Origin of the sequence: Microbacterium sp. PRC9 (assembly GCF_031844125.1) — a bacterium.
In the GTDB taxonomy this organism is placed as follows: domain Bacteria; phylum Actinomycetota; class Actinomycetes; order Actinomycetales; family Microbacteriaceae; genus Microbacterium.
Genome location: NZ_JAUZUR010000005.1, coordinates 13,914 through 34,239, shown reverse-complemented (window position 1 = coordinate 34,239; position 20,326 = coordinate 13,914). Strand labels below are relative to the sequence as shown.

General features: G+C 68.6%; 21 protein-coding genes. 6 read left to right on the top strand and 15 right to left on the bottom strand.

Features of this window, described 5'->3' with window-relative positions; all coding sequences use genetic code 11:
- Position 1 precedes the first annotated feature (1 nt).
- The 3 genes from Q9R33_RS11910 to Q9R33_RS11900 are packed head-to-tail and all read left to right on the top strand — an operon-like array spanning position 2 to position 1,819.
- Positions 2-469, top strand: a complete 468-nt coding sequence (locus Q9R33_RS11910) for a heme-binding protein (protein ID WP_311293879.1) — start codon at positions 2-4, stop codon at positions 467-469.
- A gap of 13 nt (positions 470-482) precedes the next feature.
- Entirely contained in the window at positions 483-1,535 is a 1,053-nt protein-coding gene (locus Q9R33_RS11905; RefSeq protein ID WP_311293878.1) for a hypothetical protein, read from the top strand.
- Entirely contained in the window at positions 1,532-1,819 is a 288-nt protein-coding gene (locus Q9R33_RS11900) for an antibiotic biosynthesis monooxygenase (protein ID WP_311293877.1), read from the top strand. The genes Q9R33_RS11905 and Q9R33_RS11900 overlap by 4 nt, the downstream gene beginning before the upstream one ends.
- 245 nt (positions 1,820-2,064) lie before the next feature.
- Here the strand turns inward: Q9R33_RS11900 and Q9R33_RS11895 are convergent, their stop codons facing one another.
- From Q9R33_RS11895 to Q9R33_RS11825, 15 genes are all read right to left on the bottom strand, one after another.
- Positions 2,065-3,348, bottom strand: a complete 1,284-nt coding sequence (locus tag Q9R33_RS11895; protein WP_311293876.1) for an MFS transporter — start codon at positions 3,346-3,348, stop codon at positions 2,065-2,067.
- Positions 3,345-3,788: a flavodoxin domain-containing protein gene (locus tag Q9R33_RS11890; RefSeq protein ID WP_311293875.1), complete on the bottom strand. Its 444-nt coding sequence runs from the start codon at positions 3,786-3,788 to the stop codon at positions 3,345-3,347. The genes Q9R33_RS11895 and Q9R33_RS11890 overlap by 4 nt, the downstream gene beginning before the upstream one ends.
- An 11-nt stretch (positions 3,789-3,799) precedes the next feature.
- Positions 3,800-5,101 (bottom strand): L-2-hydroxyglutarate oxidase, encoded by a 1,302-nt coding sequence (gene lhgO / locus Q9R33_RS11885; protein WP_311293874.1) that lies wholly within the window; start codon positions 5,099-5,101, stop codon positions 3,800-3,802.
- A complete protein-coding gene (locus tag Q9R33_RS11880; RefSeq protein WP_311293873.1) occupies positions 5,101-6,549 on the bottom strand; it encodes an aldehyde dehydrogenase family protein in 1,449 nt (482 codons plus the stop codon). The genes lhgO and Q9R33_RS11880 overlap by 1 nt, the downstream gene beginning before the upstream one ends.
- Positions 6,550-7,002: 453 nt before the next feature.
- A complete protein-coding gene (locus Q9R33_RS11875) occupies positions 7,003-7,449 on the bottom strand; it encodes a single-stranded DNA-binding protein (RefSeq protein WP_311293872.1) in 447 nt (148 codons plus the stop codon).
- Positions 7,446-7,967, bottom strand: a complete 522-nt coding sequence (locus Q9R33_RS11870) for a hypothetical protein (protein WP_311293871.1) — start codon at positions 7,965-7,967, stop codon at positions 7,446-7,448. Before Q9R33_RS11870 ends, Q9R33_RS11875 begins: the two co-directional genes overlap by 4 nt.
- The gene (locus tag Q9R33_RS11865) at positions 7,964-8,359 is read right to left on the bottom strand and encodes a hypothetical protein (protein ID WP_311293870.1); all 396 of its coding nucleotides are present in this window, start codon (positions 8,357-8,359) and stop codon (positions 7,964-7,966) included. Before Q9R33_RS11865 ends, Q9R33_RS11870 begins: the two co-directional genes overlap by 4 nt.
- Positions 8,356-10,197 carry a TraM recognition domain-containing protein gene (locus Q9R33_RS11860; RefSeq protein WP_311293869.1) on the bottom strand — a complete coding sequence of 614 codons (1,842 nt, stop codon included), beginning with the start codon at positions 10,195-10,197 and terminating at the stop codon, positions 8,356-8,358. The genes Q9R33_RS11865 and Q9R33_RS11860 overlap by 4 nt, the downstream gene beginning before the upstream one ends.
- Before the next feature lie 14 nt (positions 10,198-10,211).
- A complete protein-coding gene (locus Q9R33_RS11855; RefSeq protein ID WP_311293868.1) occupies positions 10,212-11,531 on the bottom strand; it encodes an AAA family ATPase in 1,320 nt (439 codons plus the stop codon).
- A 2-nt stretch (positions 11,532-11,533) separates the two neighbouring features.
- Complete coding sequence (locus tag Q9R33_RS11850; RefSeq protein ID WP_311293866.1) at positions 11,534-13,141, bottom strand: hypothetical protein; 1,608 nt, start codon at positions 13,139-13,141, stop codon at positions 11,534-11,536.
- Positions 13,141-14,634: an SCO6880 family protein gene (locus Q9R33_RS11845; RefSeq protein ID WP_311293865.1), complete on the bottom strand. Its 1,494-nt coding sequence runs from the start codon at positions 14,632-14,634 to the stop codon at positions 13,141-13,143. The genes Q9R33_RS11850 and Q9R33_RS11845 overlap by 1 nt, the downstream gene beginning before the upstream one ends.
- Positions 14,631-16,076 (bottom strand): hypothetical protein, encoded by a 1,446-nt coding sequence (locus tag Q9R33_RS11840; protein WP_311293864.1) that lies wholly within the window; start codon positions 16,074-16,076, stop codon positions 14,631-14,633. Before Q9R33_RS11840 ends, Q9R33_RS11845 begins: the two co-directional genes overlap by 4 nt.
- A gap of 14 nt (positions 16,077-16,090) precedes the next feature.
- The gene (locus Q9R33_RS11835) at positions 16,091-16,387 is read right to left on the bottom strand and encodes a hypothetical protein (RefSeq protein WP_159841709.1); all 297 of its coding nucleotides are present in this window, start codon (positions 16,385-16,387) and stop codon (positions 16,091-16,093) included.
- Positions 16,388-16,408: 21 nt separating this feature from the next.
- Complete coding sequence (locus Q9R33_RS11830; protein WP_311293863.1) at positions 16,409-17,008, bottom strand: M23 family metallopeptidase; 600 nt, start codon at positions 17,006-17,008, stop codon at positions 16,409-16,411.
- Between the two features lie 13 nt (positions 17,009-17,021).
- Entirely contained in the window at positions 17,022-17,564 is a 543-nt protein-coding gene (locus Q9R33_RS11825; RefSeq protein ID WP_311293862.1) for a hypothetical protein, read from the bottom strand.
- Between the two features lie 576 nt (positions 17,565-18,140).
- Between Q9R33_RS11825 and Q9R33_RS11820 the strand changes: the two genes are divergently transcribed.
- The 3 genes from Q9R33_RS11820 to Q9R33_RS11810 all read left to right on the top strand — a co-directional run bounded on the left by Q9R33_RS11820 (position 18,141) and on the right by Q9R33_RS11810 (position 20,104).
- The gene (locus Q9R33_RS11820; protein WP_311293861.1) at positions 18,141-18,464 is read left to right on the top strand and encodes a helix-turn-helix transcriptional regulator; all 324 of its coding nucleotides are present in this window, start codon (positions 18,141-18,143) and stop codon (positions 18,462-18,464) included.
- A gap of 216 nt (positions 18,465-18,680) precedes the next feature.
- On the top strand, positions 18,681-18,917 hold the full coding sequence (locus tag Q9R33_RS11815; RefSeq protein ID WP_311293860.1) for a helix-turn-helix domain-containing protein: 237 nt from the start codon (positions 18,681-18,683) through the stop codon (positions 18,915-18,917).
- Between the two features lie 164 nt (positions 18,918-19,081).
- Positions 19,082-20,104, top strand: coding sequence for a tyrosine-type recombinase/integrase (locus Q9R33_RS11810; RefSeq protein ID WP_311293859.1), 1,023 nt, complete (start codon positions 19,082-19,084; stop codon positions 20,102-20,104).
- Positions 20,105-20,326 lie beyond the last annotated feature (222 nt).

Genomic DNA, 20,326 nt, shown 5'->3' with positions numbered 1-20,326 from the left:
GATGCCGAAGAACGTGATGCAGGACGAGGCCGAGAAGATCATGGAGGTCGCCGAGCGCGAGGCACTGCGGCTCGGCAAGGGGCTGTCGATCGCGGTGGTCGACTCCGGCGGCTTCATCGTGAGCATCCGCCGCTTCGACGGGGCGCGCCCGATGACCCCGCTCATCGCCCTTTCCAAGGCCTACACGTCGGCGGTGATGCAGCGACCGAGCGGAATGCTCAAGGGCTGGTCGACGTCCGACCCCGTCTTCTTCAGCAAGGTCGGCGACCTCGGGCAGTTCCCGATCGTCGCTACCGGTGGTGGCGTCACGCTCAAGCTCGAGGGCGAGTTCGTCGGCGGTGTCGGGGTCTCCGGCGGCACGCCACAGGAGGACGAGGCACTCGCGCAGTCGATCCTCACCGAGCTCGGCTACGAGACGGACTTCGACGAGTGGGCCGGCGCCAAGGGTGCCGGCGACCCCAAGCACTGAAAGGCGGCCGACGATGGCCAATCTGTTTTCCTACCGCATCGACAACCACGGCGACAACGTCCGCCCCGATTCGATCCAACAAGCGCGCAAGAAGTTCCGCGCCGGCGAGATCACGGCCGAGGAGCGCCAGCAGGTCGAGGATGACGCGATCCTCGAGTTCATCTCCTTCCAGCGCCACCTGACGCTCTCGTGTCTGTCCGACGGCAACTTCCGTGACGGCGACTATCGCAGCGCCGTACTGCAGTCGGTCGCTGGCTTCAGCCGTGTGCCCGACGCTATGGAGCCCTCAGGCCTCGGCACCTGGACCGTCGACGGCCCCCTGAAGCAGCGCAAGCCCATCGCCACGGACGCTGCGCGGTTCCTGTTGGACAACACCGGGTTCCCCGTCAAGGTGAAGCTGCCGTCGGCCGCCCACATCGCCGCACACACCTACACGCCGGACGCGCGACGTGCCTACCCGGGCGCGGCCGCCGTCGGCGACGTGGTCGCCGAGATGCTGCGCGACGAACTCGAGCTGCTGTTCGAGATCGGCGTCAAGTTCGTGCAGTTCGACAACCCCGACTACTTCACCTACCTCGCGGGCGGAGAGGTCGGCGAGATGTCATTCGACGAGGCAATGTCGATCGACGCCGCAGTCGTCGCCGGCCTCGAGAAGGACGAGGACCAGAAGGTCGCCCTCACGATCGGCTGGGACGACGACCTCGCGGGCGATCTCGACGTGAAGCGCGCCGAGGCCCTGTTCGCGTCGGACTACGACAAGTTCACCTTCCCGTTCCACACCGACGCGATCGTGGCACGCAACATCCCGACCCTCGTGCCCGACGACAAGCAGATCGGCATCGGCATCGTCGATGCGTTCGATCCGGCGCTCGAAGACATCGACACGGTGATGGCGCGCCTCGACGTCGCGCTCGACCAGCACGACTACGACCGCATCGGGCTGCTCCCCAACCGGGGCTTCCAGCCGATCCACTATCGCGACGCCCCGCTTAACATCGCGCAACAGCGCAAGAAGCTCGAGCACGTCGAGACCTTCGCCACGATGGTCTGGGGGAACGAAGCATGACGGAGGCTGTGACGGTGGTGGCCCGCATCCATCCCGATCCGGAGAGGATCACGGATGCTGCCGCCGCCGTCCGCGCGGCGGTGGAGGGCATTCGAGCCGAAGACGGGTGCGAGCAGTACGACCCGCACCTCGCCGACGACGGTGCGATCGTCATCGTCGAGCGCTGGAGCACGCGCGAGGCGCTGGCCGCCCACAACACCGGCGCGCCGGTGCAGGTGCTGCGCGACGGGCTCAAAGGTCTGACGGTCGCCCCCACGGAGGTCACGGTCGCCGCCTCCCTCTGACCAGCTCCGGTCGAGCGCCTCGCCCCTGCGGCGCGCTCGGCGACCGGTGCCGTGAGTTTCACTACTCAGACGGTTGCCGCAGCTCGCGGTCGAGCGCGCGCAACGCATCGACGGCCGCTGACAGCGCCTCGCGCTGCCGGTCGTCGAGACTCGCGGTCGCCAGGTCCACAGGGGCGGCCCAGGCCGTGGAGATCGCGCGATGCTCCTCGAGGCCGAGCCTCCGATCGGCGATCCGCAGCGCGGGGTCAGCGGTCGTGTTCCGCGTGCGGGACGTAGCGAGGCACGTACACCGCGAACCCCACCGCGCCCAGGAGGCCCAGCGCACCGACGATCGCTGTCGCGATCGGCAGCGACAACACAGCGGTCACGCCTGCGATGAGGAGCGGTGTGGCGGCCGCTCCGGCATCCGTCAAGGTCCGCCATGACCCGAGGAACGGCGCCGGATCTGCCGCGGGCGCGACGTCGGCGCCGAGGGTCATCAGGATGCCGCTCGACAAGCCGTTCCCTACGCCCACGACGATCGCTCCGGCGACGAACCACGCGGTCGAACCATCCAGGTCGTGCGTGAAGGCGAGGCCGACGAACGCCCCGCCCATCAGCACCATCGACGGGACGCAGGCCCACAGGCGACCCCACCGGTCCATGATCTGCCCGCTCGAGTAGAACAGCGCGAACTCGAGCGCGCCGGTTAGCCCCACGATGAGCGCGATCGCTTCGGCATCGAGCCCGAGCGAGACGCCCCACAGCGGCAGCAGGTATACGCGCGCCTGGCGGAGCCCGGAGAGGGATGCCGCGGGCAGGCCCATCCGCACGAGCACAGCGCGATTGCGCCACATCGTGCGGAAGACGCCGGCGGATTCCCGGCCCCGAGCCCCGTCCGCCGGTGCCTGAGCCTGTCGAAGGGCGGAGTGCGACGGCAGCATTCCCTCGGCCTCGAGCTCCTCCTCGGGATCGCTGCCCACGAGCACGAGCACCACGAGCGCGACGAGCATCGCGAGGAAGAACCAGACGGCGGCGTCGGTCGAGCCTGACCACGCCAGCAGCGCGGCGGCGATGAAGGGCCCCGCGAACATCCCGAGCCGGAACGAGCCGCCGAGCACCGACAGCGCTCGGGCTCGGTAGCGGAGAGGAACCCGGGTCGTCATGAACGCGTGCCGCGCGAGGCCGAACGCTGACGCGCACAGCCCGATGAGGAACGACGCGACGGCGAGCACGCCGACACCGGGAGCGAGGAGCACGCCGACGCCGCCGGCGAGGGCGAGGCATCCGGCGATCGCCATCGTGCGCCGTTCGCCGATCCGCGCGACGAGCCAGCCCGCGGGCAGGTTGCCGATGAGCCGCGCGACCACGATGACCGAGACGATGAGCGCCGCCTGCGCGACGTCGGCGCCGAGGTCGGCGGCGACCACCGGCAGCAGCGGCAGCAGCGCGCCCTCGGCCAGCCCGAACAGCAGCGTCGGCCCGTAGATCATCGGCGCGAACCGCCACAGCATTCGCCGGGTGCCCGGGTCGAGGGCAGGCTCGGTCATGTGCCGCCGGTCTCGGCGAGGACCTCGCGCGCCCACGCCACGCCGCGCTCGGCGGGGTCGGCGCGCGTCATGACGTCGTGCTCGCCGAACGGGCCGACCCGCGTCGCGCCGAGCGAGCGGAGGACCTCGTCGAACTGGTGCGCACCGCGGTTGTAGCGCTCGTCGTACGAAGTGTCGCCGAGGCCGAACATCGCATACGCCACACCGGCGAGGTCGGGGGAGAGGTCGAGCAGGTCGTCGTGCAGGAACTGCGCGAACCCGGGCAGCTCGCCGCCGCCGTGGGTCGCGCACGAGATCAGGTACAGCGCGCCAGGCTCGAACACGTCGACGCCGGCGTCTGCCATGTTCACGACCTCGACGCCCGGGAGCGCCTTCGCGATGCCGAGCGCGACCGCCTCGGCGTTTCCCGATTCGGTGCCGTACAGGGCGACGATGCGCATGGACGGATGCCTCAGCTCGTGGCCTTCGCCGCCGCAGGCGCCTGAGCGACCGGCGTGGCCGGGGGCGCAGCATCCGTCGCCGTCGTCTTGGCGGCACGAGCAGCAGCGCTCGGCGTGTCGAGGTAGTGGTCGATGACGTACTCGGCGATCGCGATGGAGCTGGTCGCGGCGGGCGAGGGGGCGTTGCGCAGCAGCGTGACCGGGCCGACCTGGTCGACCGCGAAGTCGTCGAGCAGCTCACCCGCGCGGCCCCACGCCTGCGCGCGCACCCCGGCGCCGTGCTTGTGGGACAGGTCCGACGAGCGCAGCTCGGGGATGAACCGGCGTGCCTTCTGGAAGTACAGCGGCTTGATCAGCGACCCGGTGATCTCGTCGACGCCCATCCGCCAGTGCTGCTTCGCGAGTGGCCACGCGCCCGGCCACCGCAGCGACTCGAGCGTGTCCTTCACCGACCACTGCAGCCAGTTGTACCCCTCACGGGCGAGGGCCGGTACCGCGTTCGGCCCGACGTGCACGTTGTCGTACACGCCGCGGGTGAAGTGCACCCCGAGGAACGGGAAACGCGGATCCGGGACCGGATAGATCATGCCCTTGACGAGGTCGGTGCGCTCCGGCGCGAGCTCCCAGTACTCACCGCGGAACGGCAGGATCTTCGGCGACGGGTCGGCGCCGACGAACCGGGCCACCACGTCGGACTGCAACCCGGCGCACACGATGACCCGGTCGAACACGTCCTCCGACACCGGCGTCACCACCCGCACCCGGCCGTTCTCGAGTGTCATCGCGGTGACCTCGTGGCCGAGCCGCACCTCGCCGCCGCCGGCGCGGACGTCCTGCGCCATCGCCTCGGTGATGCTGGCGTAGTCCACCACGGCGGTGTGCGGCGAATGCACGGCCGCCACCCCGGCGACGTGCGGCTCGATCTCCCGCAGCCGCTCGAGATCGTCGATGCGGGTCAGGTCGGGCACGCCGTTTTCGAGCGAGCGCCGCTCGATCTCGGCCAGCGCCCCGAGCTCGGACTCGTCCACCGCGACGACGAGCTTGCCGACCTCCCGGTACGGGAGCCCCTTCTGTTCGCAGAACTCGCGGATCGACACCCGCCCCGCCGCGCACAGCGTCGCCTTCAGCGACCCCGGCTTGTAGTACAGGCCCGCGTGCACCACGCCGGAGTTGTGCCCGGTCTGGTGCTGCGACAGCCGGCCCTCCTTCTCCAGCACCGTCACCTCATCGCCCCGCGCACTCAACGCACGGGCCAGGGCGACACCCACGATCCCGCCACCGACGATCCCGGTTCGCCGTGTCTCACCGGCCATCAGTGGGTCCTCACAGCCGCGGTCTTGACGCGCGTGTAGAAGCGCAGCGCTTCGAGGCCCTGCTCCTTGAACGGCGAGCCCGACTCCTTGAAGCCGCCGAACGCCTGGTGGATGTCCCACCCACTGGTTGGCTGGTTCACCGAGACCTGTCCGGTGTCCACTTCATCGACGAAGCGGAACGCCGCGTCGAGGCTGCGCGTGTACACGGCACTCGACAGGCCGTACGTCGAGTCGTTCACGGCTTCGATCGCCTCGTCGAGGGTGTCGACCTCGATCATCCCGAGCACCGGTCCGAACACCTCGTCGCGCCACAGGCTGTTGTCGCGGTCGAACGCCACGAACACAGGCTCGACGAACGCCCCGCGCTCGGCGAGCCCCTCGGCCAGCGGCGCGCGGGCGATGACCGTGGCGCCCTCGCTGAGCGCGGCATCCACCCGGTCCGTGATGTCGCGCTGCGCGGTGCGGCTGACCACCGGACCCACGTCCGTGCCGTCGGCGCCGCCCGCTCCGACGCGGAGGGCTTGGACGGATGCTGCGACCCGGGCTTGCAGCTCGGCCGCGACACCGCTCTGCACGATGAGCCGACTCGTCGCGGTGCAGCGCTGACCGGCCTGCCCGAAGGCACCCGCCATCAGCACCGGAACGACGAGGTCGAGATCGGCGTCGTCGAGCACGACGGCGGCGTTCTTGCCCCCCATCTCGGTCTGCACACGGATGCTGCTGCCCGCGAGCTTGTGCTGGAGGCCGAGGCCGACGGCGGTCGAGCCGGTGAACGAGACGGCGGCGAGGCGCCGGTCGGTCGCGAGCACGTCGCCGATGACGCTGCCGCGTCCGGTCACGGTGCCGAGGACGCCAGCGGGCACCCCAGCGCGGTGCAGGAGCTCGGCGAGCCGCAGCGTGATGAGCGGGGTCTCGGTCGCGGGTTTGATGACCACGGCGTTGCCCGCAATGAGGGCGGGCGCCATTTTGCGCGCCGGGGTGAGCAGCGGGTCGTTCCACGGCGTGACGAGGAGCACCACGCCGATCGGCTCGCGCTTCTGCAGCGCGAAGGTGCCGGGGCGCGCGTCGGGGATCAGCTCGCCGAAGGCAGCGCGCCCGAGTCCGCCGTAATACTCGAAGAACTCGGCAGCCTTGCCGACCTCGCCCCGCGCCTCGGCGGTGGTCTTGCCCATCTCGGTGACGATGAGCGACGTCAGGTCCGCGGCATCCTTCCGGATCAGCGCCGCCGCGTCGAGCAGCACCCGGCCGCGCTCGATCGGCCCGGTCGCTCGCCACGCCCTCGCGCCCCGCACCGCGGCGTCGAGCACGACGTCGACGTCGGCGGGGCCCATCGCCGGGACCAGCCCGACGAGGTCGCCGTTCGCGGGGTCGCGGACCTCGATCGGATCGCCCGACGCATCGGACGAGAAGCGGCCCTCCACGAGGTTGGGGCTGACGGTGGTGCTCACGGAATCCTCCAGACGCCTCGCCGACGGACGCCGAGCACGGCGCGGGAGGCTCGTCCCAGCTTCGCCGCACGCCGCACGACCGGCAACGCGCACGACCCACCAGATCCGCAACCGTTGGTTGTGATTCGCTCAGTCTCGGGCCCCACTGCCAACTGCTCGGCCGGCAACCCAGAGGAGACGCTGATCTGAGCATTGGATAGAAGCGCCGTCTTAGGTGCTTGGGCTGCTCCAGCCTCCAACTGTGGGGCAGCGAGGAGTCTGCGTATTGGCGCGGAGTTTGCGCGTTGGCGTAGGCGTCGCTCATGTCGGAGAAAGCCCGCGCGAGATCCCGCCCGCTCGGATGCTGTCACGATGTGGCGCCCCTGAGGAGTCGCCCTGGGATGCCGGCTCGGGTGGGCAGAGTGGCGGGGCGAGAGTACAGTGACTCTCGCCCCGCTTGCTTGTTGGTTCAGGTCAGCGTGACAGTTCGGCGCCGGCGTACGAGGCCGGTGTCGCTATCGGCCCCGAAGCGTGTGCTGCGGGGCCGTTAGCTTTTGGGGAACGGTCGACGATGACGTCGGCGAACTTCAGCGAGGCGCCGACGTTGTCCGCGACGATGTCGCGGGTCTCCCGGGACTGTCCGGTCTCCTTGTCGACGTAGGTGCCGAACCGGAGGTCGCCGGCGACGATCACGCTGTCGCCTTTGCGGAGTGAGTCGGCGACGTGCCGGGCGTGCTGGTTGAACACGACGACCCGGTGGAACACGGTGCCGACGTCTTCCCACCGGTTGGTGGTCTCGTTCAGGCGGCGGTCGTTGACGGCGACGGTGAACCGGGCGTACTCGTTGCCCGATTCGGCGTTGCCGTGTTCGGGGTCACTGGTGAGGTTGCCCTCGATGGTGACGGGGATCCTGGTGGTCATCCTTCTTCCTTCCTGTCAGAGACACCCTCGGTGTCTCGGTGGGCGTGGGCCTTCCTGGTCCACGCGTTCCATTCCTGCTCATCGGTGATCCCGTCCCATGAGCGGGGTTTGAGGGGGTCGTGTCCGCGGGCGCAGCCGCCGGAGTACGCCTTGCCCATCCGGGGCAGGGCGAGGCTGAGTCGCTCGTGCCAACCAATCGGGCCGAAGCCGGCGTCGGTGGAATCGAAGGCGACGGTGTGCGCGGTGTGCAGGGCGGAGAGTTCTTCGACGAGCTGTCCGTGCTTGTACCAGCAGGCCGGCACCACGGATTCGGAGATGCGGTAGCGGACGGTGAACCATTCCACCCACTCGCGGAGTGCCTTCCAGACGTCGGGGGCGTTGTGGTCGGGGAGGGTGCGCCAGTTGATGATGTGCGCGCCGAGCGGGTCGGACGGCCCGTACCGCTGGTTCGGGTCATACCCGCTCACATCGTTGGCGACAGCGTCGTCGTAGTCCGGGGGCGGGGGCAGGTCGCTCATGCGGCGTCCCCGTGGTCGGGCTGCAGCTTCTGCCGCAGCCGGGCGAGCGCGAGATGGGAGGCGGTGCGGCGGGTGCGGTTGCGGGCCAGGACGGCGTCGCGGTCGATGAGCCGGTGCAGCAGGTCGTGGCAGTACGGGTGCATCGACACCAGGTCCTCGTCCGGCTCCCCGGCGCTCCAGGCGCCGTCGAGAAGTCTCACGCCGCGGTAGTCGAGGTGATGCAGCTCGAGCTGGCCGCGAGTGGCCGTCCGGCCGCAGCCGGCGCAGGTGAGCGGCTGTCCGGTGGTGGCGTGGTGGGTGAACCAGCGGTCGCGGCGCGCGAACCACGCCTTCGAGCGAAGGAACTCGTTCCGATACAGGTTGAATAGTGCCGGCCGGCGACGATTGCTCATTCCTCCCTCACCCCCTCCACCGTTTCCGCACTCCCGGACTCCGGAACTTCCGCAGCCCCGGAGTTCGCGACACGCGCGTTCGTGTCGAACACGGCCCGCTGCTCCTGCTCGGTCTCTCGCTTGCCGGACTGGATGATCTCGGCGTCGCGGCGTTCGTCCCACCCGGCCAGGTCCAGCAGCACGCTACGGCGGTTCCGGTAGGCGAGCAGGCCGACGCTGGGTGGCAGTCGGCGGATCTCATCGACTGACATCAGGGCGCGGCGCTCGAGATGTTCGCTGGTGGAATGCCCGACCTCGCGGGTGGACCAAGACCGCTGCTCACGACGAGTGTCTCTCGTGCCGAGGAGGGATTCGATGTCGCGGAGGTGACCGACGTGGCTGGCGCCGCCGAGGAGGACTTTGGCGGTGGCGGCGGCCCAGATGGTGTCGGCTTCCGCACGGGACCAGGACGTCTCGGCCTGGGAGAGGGCTTGCAGCACGATGAAGGTGCAGATGCCGCGGCCGCCGCCGTCGGCCATGATGCGGGGCAGGGTTCCCCACCGGAACATGTTCGCTATCTCGTCGAGGATGAGTCCGAGCGGGTGGGGGAGGCGCGAGCCGGGGGAGGCGAGCGCGGTGGTGCGGGCGACCTCGACGATGTCGTCGAGCACCGCGCCGAGCCAGCCGCCCATCGCCGACGCCCCCGACGACGACCCGATCAAGTAGAGCGTGTTCGCGGCATCCAGGAACTCGCGCGGGTCGAACACCTCATCGCCCGGTCGGGGGAGGAGAGCGTCGCGGATCTGCGGGACCGCGAGCGGGGCGACGGCGCCTTGGACGCCGAACCAGATGGAGGAGACCAGCTTCTCGTCGGCGGAGATGGTGGCGTCGAGGCTGTCGCCCCACCCGGGGGTGCCGTCGGTCTTGAGGATGTCGACCGCGGCACGGGTCTGCGCAGGGCTTGTGCCCCAGTCATACAGTTCTGCGATCGTCTTGCCGCCGACGGCCGCGGCGTGCAGCAGGCGGCCGAGCACCACTCCGGAGGCCTGCGCCCATTCCTCGTTGGTGCGGGAGGCGCCGAGCGCGGTGCCGGTGATGATCGCGGCGCCGCGCTGCATCGCGACGAGGGGGTCTTCGCAGCCGGCGATGGGGGAGATTCGGAGGGGGTGGCGGATGCCGGAGAGGCCTTGCGGGTCGAACACGTGTACCTGACCGCGGGTCTGCCGCATCCGCATCGTCGCGGTGAGGTTGTCGTTCGTGGTTGACGTGGTGATCAGCGGGCCGGACCAGTCCAGGATCGCCGAGATCAGCACCCGGTACCCCTTCCCTGATCGAGGTGGGCCCTCGAGGGCGACGGAGTCCTCGATCGACACATACACGTCTTGCTCTCGCGACCGGCCCACCCGCCACCCCACATCCGTCGCCGTCGGCTTCGGAATATCAGGGCGAAGCTGCGTGGCACGGCGGAGCACGGCTTTGGCGGAGAGGTGATCGCGGATCTCCGAGGAGGTGGCGAATCCGGGGCGGGTGCGCAGGTCGGTGATGAACGCCCGATCCGACTCCCGGTACCGCCGCACCGCCACCACCACCCACACCGCGAGCCCGCCGATCAGTAGTACCGCCACCACATCCACGATCCGGATCAGCGCGAGCGGCACAGTGCAGCCGGCGGGGGCGGTGTAGCTGTCGGGGTTGCCGGAGACTGCAAGCGCCAACCCGGAGAACAGGCTCACGGGCACGGGGCGGATGCCGCAGCTGAGCCAGGTGATGGCTTCGGCGATGAATCCGAACGCGAGCGCGAGCAGCATCGCCGCCGCTACGAGGATCGCCGCCGCCTTGCCAAGGATGCTCTGATTCACCGGTTACCCCGTCTTTAGAGGCCTTCGGCGGCGGACGCGGCAGCGCTGAGCCACGCGTCGCGGGTGCGGGGCCGGAGGGTGTCGAACCGAAGTGGTCCGGCTTTGAGGGCCGGGTCGAATGGGATGGTGTGGACTGCCCGGACGTGCCCGGTGAACCCGTCCGCGATGCGGCGGGCCGCGGTGGTGCCGGTGGGTTCGGATTGGGTGACAAGCACCACGGCGCGGTCGGCGAGGGCGGCGGAGCGGTCGTCCCGGCCACGGAGCGCGTCGAGGAGGAGGGCGGCGGATTCGGCGGACTCCGGGCTCGCCAGAGTGGGGATCACGAGCTGGTAGGAGGAGTCGATCATCCGCAGCCAGCGTTCGGCGGATTCGTCGTTACCGGAGTCGAAGACGACGAGGCGGTAGAACCGGGCCGCGACCTGCATCAACAGGTCGAAATCCGCAGCTCCGATGCGCTGGTCGGTGGCGAGCAGTTCCGGGTTGGAGCGGAGCACGTCGTACCGGTCCGCCGTCTGGTGGTGTACGAACCGGCTGATGTCCGACACCCCCGCCCCGGGTGTGAGGAGTGTGGGGGCGGCGGGGAGGAGGTCGCGGAGGGTGGTGTCGTACAGCCCTTGCTCGGTGCGCCAGCCGAGGGTGCCGCGGGTGTCGTTGTTGTCCCACGCCAACACGTTCCCGCCACCTTCCCGGGCGTAGACCGCGGCGAGCATTGCGGTGGTCATGGTCTTGCCCACCCCGCCCTTGCCGTTGACGACGGCCAGGGTGCGGCATCCCGCCCACTGCCTGGCGACCAGCGCCCGCTCCTCGGCCCGTCGCACCTCGGCGGCGGAGGGGCGGACGGTGATGCCGAGGCCGGCGAGCATGCCGCGCCACCCGGTGACCGGGGGTGTGGGGTTGGTGGTGGGGGTGAGGAAGGTGGGGCGGGGGGACTCCGCAGCCGGCGCGGAACCTGCGAGGAGTGCGTCCGGCTGCGAAGCCTCTTCCCTCACCTCCTCTCCGCGTTCCGTCGTGACGGTGTCGTCGATGTCCTGGTACGGCCCCAGATCCAACCCCTCCTCGTCGTCACCGAGCTCGGCTTCCGCCTCGGGGGGGAGGAGGGTGAGGTCGCCGGTGGGGTCGACGAGCAGGTGGTGCTGGCCGCGGTCGCCGGAGGTGACGAGCTCGACCGGGGTGCCGGTGCGGCGGGCCTCGTCGCTGGCGCGGCGGATCACCGCGTGACGGATGTCCTCGTCACCGGTCGCGGTGACGGGTTCGGTGTGTCCGTCGGTGGTGATGAAGGTCGCATTCGGTCCGGTGACAGTCGCGTAGGTGCGGGGGTGGATGACGGTGGTCATGATCACAGCTCCTCGGTCAGGTCGCGGGTCTCAGCAGTCAGCCAGCCATCCACACCGGCATCCGCAGGTTCGGGTTGGGGCCAGTAGTCGTCGAGCGCGCCGGCGTCGATGACCCGTACGGTGGCGTCGTCCCGGTCGGCGGGGTTCACGGCGTCGTCGGTGGCGAACAGGTCGTACTCCCACGGCGTGGAGGTGGCGAAGCAGTCCACCAGGTAGGAGTACTGGCCGACGTAGGCGAGGAACTCGCCCTTGCGCAGCTGCCTCGCCATCTCGACATGCGGGGCGGGCAGGTTGAGTCGGGTGCGAAGCGCGGCTTGTTCTTGGTGGTTGACGCGGAAGATGAACTTGTTCTCGATGTCCCCGACGATCGAATAGGCGAGGGAGCGTTCCAGGGAGTCGGCGTCGCCGACGGCGTCGAGGTCGCCCATCTTGTGCAGGATGACGATGTTGCTGATCCCGTAGTGCCGGGACAGTTTCAGCCATTGCTGGAACATCTGCAGTGACGCCAGCGACGTCATGTCCCGCCACCCCTCCTCGCGCACCACATAGCGGGTCCGCCGCGCCGCCCGATCCGAGATCACCGCCTGGATCCACGCGGTCGAGCACACCTGGGTGAGCTGTGCGGCGAGGTCTCCGCGGGCGAACAGTTCGCTGGTGTCGGTGACGACGATGGGGGCGTCCTGGTCGAACTCCACCGTGGACTCGTCCTCGAACAGCCCGGAGAGGTCGCCTTCCACGAAGCGGCGCAGCACGAACCGGGGCTGGATCGCGCCGTCTGCCGCGCGGAATGCCGCTTGGGTGTCGCCGGCGAGGTGGCCCAGTTCCTCGTAGACGCCGCGGAGGGTGGGGCGGTCGCTGGTGCGGGTGATGCAGCGCTCGAGGGCGTCGAGGATGTCGGCGTGCTCGACCGCGGTGAGCCGGTTGCCGAGGGTCATCTCGATCAGGGCGATGAGGGTGCCGATGCGGCGTTGCTTCACCATCTGCTCGTGCTGCTCATCGGACGCGCCCGTGCGCCGCGGACCTCGGTCGAGCGGGTTGAGGCGGGTGCCGGTGCCGCCGCCGAGCCGGATCACCCGCCCACCCGGGATCGCCTCCGCGACGGTCACCCACTCGCCCTTCGGGTCGGACGGCACCACCACCTGATGGCCGAACGCGATGGAGCGGGTGACGAGGGTCTTCACCGTGGCGGACTTCCCGCCCCGGTACGCCCCCAAGACGAGGATGTTGGTGGAGAAGGTGCCGCGTTCGGTGGAGTCGACGTACGCCTCCCACGGCGAGAAGTGCCAGAGTGCGTCCGCGTTGAGGTCTACGCCGAGGATGGGGCCGCGGTGCCCGAGGCCACTGTCGGCGACGAACGGGTAGATACCGGCGATGTGCTGCGAGGTCGCTTGATGCGCCGGGATCCACGCCTTCGCGAGGTTCCAGTACCCGCCCTGCGTGATCCCCGGCCCGAACGGCCCGGGCACCGCCGGCTCCGGCAGGTTCCGGTCGCGCCGCGACGAGCGATCGGGCTGCTCCTCCTGCTGCGCCTGGCTGATCTGTTTCTGCAGATCCCGGCGTTCCTTGCGGGTGAGGCCGGTGGGGGTGAAGGTGGCGGCGTGGCGGGTCATCACTTCATCCCCAACCCGACCGGGATCGCGTTCACCATCAGCGCCTCGGCCTGCTGGCAGTACAGGATCTGCGCCTCCATGCCCGCCCGCGACAACGCGTTGCGCATCCCGGCGATGGCCTGGTCGAGTCGCTCTTCGTCGGGGGCGGTGACGGTGAGGTACGCGCCGTACTGGAATTCGCCGTGCCCGTTCGCGATCTCCTGCTCCTGCTGCTCCAGCGCCTTCCAGTCCGCAGCATCCGCCGCCGACCCGTCCGCGCCACGCTTCGCGCGCAGCTTCTCGTTCCCGCGCCACACCTTCTTCTCATCCCGGATCCGCTTCAACGCCTTACTGACCGGGACAGGGGTGAGGACGATGGACAAGATGTGGGTGATCGCCTCCCCGGTGTGCGGGTGACGGGCGAACACCACCGGCGCCAGGAACCCGACCGGGGAGTCGGAGCGGGGCCATTCGTGCACCCACATCGTGGTGTGCACCGCGGAGTCGGTGACCACGATGCCGTTGCGGCCCTTCGGCTCGTCCAGGTACATCGGCCCGATCGCCACCGGGTCCACCCCGGTGAGAGTGTCGGGGCGGTTCTGCACCGTGGCGGCGAACTCCGGGTCGAACGCCAACCTGCCCAACGCGGCGACCTCGCGGGGGGACAGCCAGCGGCGCACCTTGATCTTCGCGGCCGACAGGGCGTCGGCGAGGTTCCCGGCCTCGATCTGCGCGATCGCGACGATCGCGTCCTTCCCACCGCCGAGCGCCTTCAGCTGGGAACCGAGGGTGACCAGGTCGAGGGTGAGGACGAGGTAGTTGCGGTGCGCGACCTCGAACCGCTCCGCGTGGTCCATCACGTCGTGGTAGTTGCGGGCGACCGGCGACTCCGGGTTCAGGTCCCGCACCCGCCGCACCGTCTCGTAATGCTCACGGGCAGCCCGGATCGTGGTGGGCAGGGTGCGTTCCTGCAACGTCACCCGCTTCACCCCCGGCCGTTGCGTGAACGGGCCGAGCACCCGGTCGAACTGCTCGGCCAGGTCGAACCGCTCCGGCAGGTCGTGCATCAGGAACCCCTGCACTTCGAGCTCCGCAATCACACTCACGGACCGGTCGTGCGGGTTGTATGCCGCGGCCGTCCCGTTGCTGTCCCACAGCTGAATCGACGCGCGGGTGCCCGGCAGGTTCAGCGTCCCGGTCAGGCGAGGCTGTTCGGGGCGGAAGGTCTGGGTGGTGGCGCCCGCGGTGTGGCGGACCTGCTTCATCAGCCACAGGCCCGCCATTCGCGGCGTGGAGACGCTGTGAATGCTGGTGAGCGCGGTGACCCCGAACAGCAGGTACAACGGGGCCCCGTAGAGCAGCCCGAGGGGCCCGAACCGGTTCACGAAGATCAGCACGACGAGTGCGGCGGCGGTGAGGAAGGCGATCTGCCACTCATCCATGCCCATGACCACGCCCTGCCGGGACCGGCGCGGCAACCGCACCGGACGCAGGTACTCAGGTGTGGTGCTCATGACGGGCTCCCCTCAGCTCGAGGCGGTTGCGGTTGAGGTGACGACGGCGGCCTCACCGACGGAGATCCCGGAGGCGAGGAGGTCGACGGGCGACCACCACCCGGGGCGGGGGTGCGGTCGCCCTGTGCGGGTGCGGCGGCACCCCGTGGAACGTTCGCCTGCGCGGACCGCGCGGACGTGGGCTTCGCTGCAGGTCCGCTCGAGGATGGGCCGGTGCTGGAGGGGCGGACCCCGGAGGGGAGACCGCCGAGACGGGTGGGGATGGCGGCGACCCCGCGGGCACCGTTCGCGGCCATCCGGCCACCGTGGGAGCCGAGCCGGGAACCGATGCTGTCGGCAGCGACCGCTCCGGTGAAGCTGAACAGCCCGAAGATCGCGAACGGCGCGAACGCCACCAGCACCAGACCGATCAGCAACGGCCACGACTGCGGGTTCCAGATCGTCTTCACCGACGCAAGTCCCTGCACGATGAGCGTGACGAACCCGATCGTGAGCGGCGCGGTCAGCAGCAGCACCATCACCGCCGACAGGTACCCGACGACCCACTGCGGGCCGATGCGGCGCACCGGGAACAGCATCCACGCCACCGGGCCCACCATGATGAGTGCGGCAAGGGCGATGTTGCGGAACGCGAACACCAACATCAACAAGAACATCCCCAGCATCAGCAGCCCGTGGATCAGGAACGCGAAGAAGTAGTTCGCCTGCCCGCCCGCCCACATCACCGACTGCAACGTCGAATACAACGACGCCGGGCCATCGCCGTTGAGGATGTACCAGGTCATGTCGTCGACCGCGTTCAACAGGTGCCCGGTCAGCCACAACGTGATCGGCACCGCCGGGATCGCGATGAACGTCCGCACCAGCGCGCCGACCAGCTCGTCCCGATCGCCGGAGACGACGGCGGCGGCGATCGCCCACACCATCGCCCCGAATGTGACGATCAGGATCGCCCACTGCCAGAACGACCACTGATCCACCGCCGCCGACCACAACAGCGTCGACGTGTCGAACCGCATGTTGTCCGCCACCAGAAACATCACCCCGGTCGCTGCCAGCGCCATCCCCCGGCCCGCATTCTCGAATGTGCCGCAGACCAGGTCACCGAGACTGCACCCGTACTTCACGACTAGAGGAGTCCCGCCGTCGGCTTGAATGGCCTGGACGTGCCGCTCATAGGTGGTGCAAACTGTCGCGCGTTCCCCGCTCATCGACACCCCCATGAAGCACTGCTGGGCCGAGACTGCCTGGGGGTTGGTGGGAGTGCAGGTGACTTGTCCGCTGGCGCCCTGGCAGTCAACTGGGAAGGTCGGCGCTGACCACGGTTCTCCGCTGATCGCGTCCATCTGTACCGGCGCCGTAGCGTTGGCGGTGTTCCCGTGTGCGGCAGTGCCCGAACCGAGCACGATCGCAAGGCCCGTGGCGAGGCCGAGCCGAAGCACCCAGCGGAGGTTCATCAGAATCCGAAGTCGAAGTTCACGAACCAGGCGAACAGTCCGGATGCGGCGCCGAGCACGGCGGCGGCGATGAAGATCCACAGGATGTTCTCGCCCGCCCAGGTTCTCACCCGATCGTTAGCCAGCCCTCGGAACGCCAGCGCGGCGCCCGCGATGATCAACATGACGAGTACCACCAGCATCGCGCCCGCGAGGATGTAGGACGCGACGACTTGGAAGCCTTGGAAGAACGGGGCGGAGAAGTCCGGTTGGATGTCGGGAACGTCGACATCACCCGGAACGATGAGTGTGCGCATGAGGCTGCTCCTTGCTGGTTGCTACTTCAGTTGCAGGCCGAGGCCGGCCATGAACGGCTCCGGATCTACCGGAGTTCCGGACTTCTGAACTTCGAAATGCAGATGGCATCCAAACGACTTGCCGGTGTTGCCCTCCGCCCCCAGCGGCGCCCCCGCCACGACCTGGTCGCCGACCGAGACGCGTAGTGATCCCCATTGCATGTGCCCGTAGAGCGTGACGAGCGCGTCCCCGTGATCAATGCGGACCGTGTTTCCGTAGCCCTGCCACGATCCGGCAGTGATTACCCGTCCGGGACCTGCGGCGTAGATCGTGGCGCCGCAGCCCTGGGCCATGTCATAGCCCTGGTGGTTCGTAGAGCAGTAGCCGCAACCCTGCACCGGGTTGTATCCGAACCCGCGCCCCTTCGAATAGCCGCCGCCCAACGGGAAACCCCACACCCCGCTCGCGGCGGGAGCGGCCTCGACCTTCGTCGGCACCGAGCTCGCGGCACTGCCGGCGACCGCGAACGGGATCGCCAGCAGCGGGGTCAGCACGAGCGCGGCGACGAGCGCAACGATCAGGAGTGCCCCTGTCAGGATCTTCCGGCCAGTCCTCGAGTTGAGGGCTGCGGCGGCGATCACCGGGGCTCCCATGTCAGGGCTCCAACGGCTCCGTGAAGTAACGGACCACCTTGCAATCGCCCGCCCGCTGCGACGAATCCGGTGTCGGCACCGAACCCGGACCGCACAACACCTGCACGCTGACCCGTACCTGCTCTTCGTACGACGTCTCCCCGCCGCTGCCGTCGGATCGCGTGAACGTCAACGTCACATCCGACGTGCCGATCGACATGTCAGCCGACGTGTCATCGGTGACGGGCACGTACACGAGGTCACCCCTGGCCGTCGCGACGACGCGACCCTCCTCGTTCGCGAGGGAGTCCCACTCCTCCTGAGGCAGCACAACAGCCTGTCGGAGCAAGCCCTGCGACTCAACCATCGCGGCTTGCTGATCTGCTTCCGCGATGAATCTCGTGTCCGGGGTGAACCAACTGTCGAGGTGGGCGAGCCAATCGTCGCGCTCACCCTTCTGAGTGTCGAATGTCGCCGCAACTTCGAGGGCGGCGCGGATGTACATTTCGCGGTCCGTCGTGATCGGCTCCGGAAGCCAACCTTGATCGACGACCGACGCGTCCACGACGTCACCCGCTGATGGCTCCGCCGTTGACGTCGAGGCAGTCGGCTGGGGTGTGTTGTTCCCGGTGGGACCTGGTGCGGGCTGTGCGAGCAGAGAGCTGACAACGATCGCCACGATTCCGGCGATGAGGACGAGACCGCCGACGATGGCCCACACGAGTCCGCGGCGTCCAGAGGTCGGGTTCGTCGTCACCAGTCAGCCCTCCTGATCATTCAGGACGGCAACCGTGCGCATACGGGACGCGCTGGGGGACGGTCGCCGTGCACGCAGTCTACGCACGGCCCAGCAGCCGGTGGACTCCAGAATCAAGAGATTGTGTATAACTCCGTGCATTGGTGCACTTGGGGAGGAGTGACCTCGCAGACCAGGGCCGGCGCCGGATTTTAGACCCCCAATCAGGCCGACGTCTGTCCGCCGTTCGGGGGACACGACGCGTTCAATCGACCGTCTGGCCGATCGAATGGATGCCTGATGTTCGGCCATGAACCATACGGTATAACGAGATGGTCGCGAAGTAAACAACTAAACGGGATGGATTGCTGGACCGACGCGTGGTCGGCGCGGCACAATGGCGTCATGCCCCGACTCGCGCAACCGGCCGGCTCCGAAGACGCCAAAGAACCCATCGCGCTCTTGGGCAACCTCGTCAAAGCTGCGATCCTGCGCTATGTGCGTGCCAACCCGGACACCACGATGAAGCCGATCTGCGACTCTCTGGCCCTCGGTCCCACGACGATCCATCCCCGCCTCGTCGAACTGGAGACCGCGGGACTCGTCATCGCCGACCCTCCGATGAGTGAGGGCCAATCCCGCGGCGGAGTGTGGGTGAGGTACCGGGTCAACAACGAAGCAGTCACTGACCTGTACCTTCGCCTCGGCATGGCGCTCGGTGAATTCTGAGCTGCAAACGTGAGGTCGCGGGTTCAAGCCCCGCTCCTGCTACAGAAGAATCTCGCTTGACCAGGGTTTCTTGTCCCATTTGAAGCGGCAGCGATTCGATGTCGTCAACGTTTATCCACCGTTTTTGCGTGAGCGTGCGTGATCCACGCTCGTTCAGCAGGAAGGTGCTCGCCCCGGCCTCGGCTTATCTGGGGGTGCCTCGGGCACCTACTGGATATGAACACCGAACGTCTCGCTGGGCTCGGCCTCGAGCCGATGCTCACGACCAGCGAACTCGCCGAGTATCTCGGCGTGCACGTGCAGGCGATCTATGACCTGCGCGCCGACGGTCGCGGTCCCGCCGGCATCCGAGTCGGTCGCGAACTGCGATACCGAGTCTCCGATGTGCGGAACTGGCTGGACCGGCTCCACGAACCCGTGCCAAGCCTCGCTGCGAGTGGCGGTGAGCGTTGATGGCCGGTCGTCCCCGGTTGCCGATCGGCACATTCGGCGAGATCACGGCCACCAAGGTCGCCGCGGGACGCTTCCGGGCGGCCACCCGCTTTCGAGACTGGGACGGACAGACACGTCAAGTAACGGCATCCGGCTTGTCTGCGAACGCCGCGAAGAATACATTGATGGAAGCGCTCGCGGGGCGGATGCGCGTCGGCGGCGCGGGGGATGGGCTCACCGCTGACTCGCCGTTCTCAGCGCTCGCCGATGCATGGCTCGACGACCTGAGGGTCGACCCCAGCAGGTCTGAGGGCACCAAGGAAGTCTATGAGCGCGAGTTGAACTCGCTCGTGCTTCCGACGTTCCAGCACTTCACCATCCGTGAGATCACCGTGGGTCGCGTCGAGCACTTCCTCAAGACACAGCACAGCAAGTCGTACGCGCGCGCGAAGCACTCGCGCACGATTCTGAGCATGATTCTCGCCTTCGCGGTACGCCGTGAGATGATCGCCCGAAACCCCGTGAAGGAGACCTCGCGACTCAAGAAGCCGAAGCACGTTCCGAAAGCGCTCACGACGAATCAGATACGTGCTATCCGGATAGCCGCGCGCGACTGGCGAACCGGGCCTGGTGCGCTGGGGCCACACCCGGATGGTCAGGTGCGCGAGATTATCGAACTCATGCTGGGATCGCTGACGCGCATCGGAGAGGTCTTGGCTCTCCGAAAGTGCGATGTCGACATGGCGGCGGAGCCGCCCACGGTGCACGTCTGCGGGACGATCGTTGTTCGCAAGGGTATCGGCGTCCTCCGGCAGCACAAGCCGAAGACGGACGAGTCGAACAGGGTCGTCGCGATCCCGACGTTTGCGGCAGCAGTGGTTCGGCACCGGCTGGCAGTCATCCCCGGGGATGAGCCGGAGCACCTGCTGTTCTATTCGCGCAAGGGCACACCACTTGCACCGCATAACGTACGGCGGACGTTTCGGGAGATAGTGAAGCGAGCAGGGCTAGACGGACTCGAGATTACGCCCCACGCATTCCGTCGGACCGGTGCGACGCTGCTTACGAACGAACTCGGTATCGAGACGGCGGCGGATATTCTCGGGCATACGTCGACCAAGACGACCAAGGAACACTACGCTGAGCCGGATCGGGCCGTGAACCCGATTCCCGCGGCGATCCTGGAACGGCTTGCACCAGCCGAGTGACCTTACATCACGAACGGCGATGTCTTCGAATGATGGGACATGCGGCCCAGCATCGCCGACGCCCGCGGTGTGCGGCCTGGCGAGGATCAGCCCCTCGCGTTGGCGGACTGGATCGCCGCGGCCGCGATCCGTAACGGCCGATCACCGACGTGATCGGTTACTCGCACGCGCGCCGACAACGCGTTCGCCACACCGCGGACGGGACCGCTATACCCGCACGCG

What these genes read in the sequence shown, in the direction of transcription:
- Q9R33_RS11810 (WP_311293859.1), top strand. Translation starts at nt 19,082, where the DNA reads ATGGAAGCGCTCGCGGGGCGGATGCGCGTCGGCGGCGCGGGGGATGGG.
- Q9R33_RS11855 (WP_311293868.1), bottom strand. Translation starts at nt 11,531, where the DNA reads ATGACCACCGTCATCCACCCCCGCACCTACGCGACTGTCACCGGACCG.
- Q9R33_RS11850 (WP_311293866.1), bottom strand. Translation starts at nt 13,141, where the DNA reads ATGACCCGCCACGCCGCCACCTTCACCCCCACCGGCCTCACCCGCAAG.
- Q9R33_RS11815 (WP_311293860.1), top strand. Translation starts at nt 18,681, where the DNA reads ATGAACACCGAACGTCTCGCTGGGCTCGGCCTCGAGCCGATGCTCACG.
- Q9R33_RS11910 (WP_311293879.1), top strand. Translation starts at nt 2, where the DNA reads ATGCCGAAGAACGTGATGCAGGACGAGGCCGAGAAGATCATGGAGGTC.
- lhgO (WP_311293874.1), bottom strand. Translation starts at nt 5,101, where the DNA reads ATGGCCGGTGAGACACGGCGAACCGGGATCGTCGGTGGCGGGATCGTG.
- Q9R33_RS11875 (WP_311293872.1), bottom strand. Translation starts at nt 7,449, where the DNA reads ATGACCACCAGGATCCCCGTCACCATCGAGGGCAACCTCACCAGTGAC.
- Q9R33_RS11905 (WP_311293878.1), top strand. Translation starts at nt 483, where the DNA reads ATGGCCAATCTGTTTTCCTACCGCATCGACAACCACGGCGACAACGTC.
- Q9R33_RS11835 (WP_159841709.1), bottom strand. Translation starts at nt 16,387, where the DNA reads ATGCGCACACTCATCGTTCCGGGTGATGTCGACGTTCCCGACATCCAA.
- Q9R33_RS11895 (WP_311293876.1), bottom strand. Translation starts at nt 3,348, where the DNA reads ATGACCGAGCCTGCCCTCGACCCGGGCACCCGGCGAATGCTGTGGCGG.
- Q9R33_RS11890 (WP_311293875.1), bottom strand. Translation starts at nt 3,788, where the DNA reads ATGCGCATCGTCGCCCTGTACGGCACCGAATCGGGAAACGCCGAGGCG.
- Q9R33_RS11845 (WP_311293865.1), bottom strand. Translation starts at nt 14,634, where the DNA reads ATGAGCACCACACCTGAGTACCTGCGTCCGGTGCGGTTGCCGCGCCGG.
- Q9R33_RS11865 (WP_311293870.1), bottom strand. Translation starts at nt 8,359, where the DNA reads ATGAGCAATCGTCGCCGGCCGGCACTATTCAACCTGTATCGGAACGAG.
- Q9R33_RS11870 (WP_311293871.1), bottom strand. Translation starts at nt 7,967, where the DNA reads ATGAGCGACCTGCCCCCGCCCCCGGACTACGACGACGCTGTCGCCAAC.
- Q9R33_RS11900 (WP_311293877.1), top strand. Translation starts at nt 1,532, where the DNA reads ATGACGGAGGCTGTGACGGTGGTGGCCCGCATCCATCCCGATCCGGAG.
- Q9R33_RS11820 (WP_311293861.1), top strand. Translation starts at nt 18,141, where the DNA reads ATGCCCCGACTCGCGCAACCGGCCGGCTCCGAAGACGCCAAAGAACCC.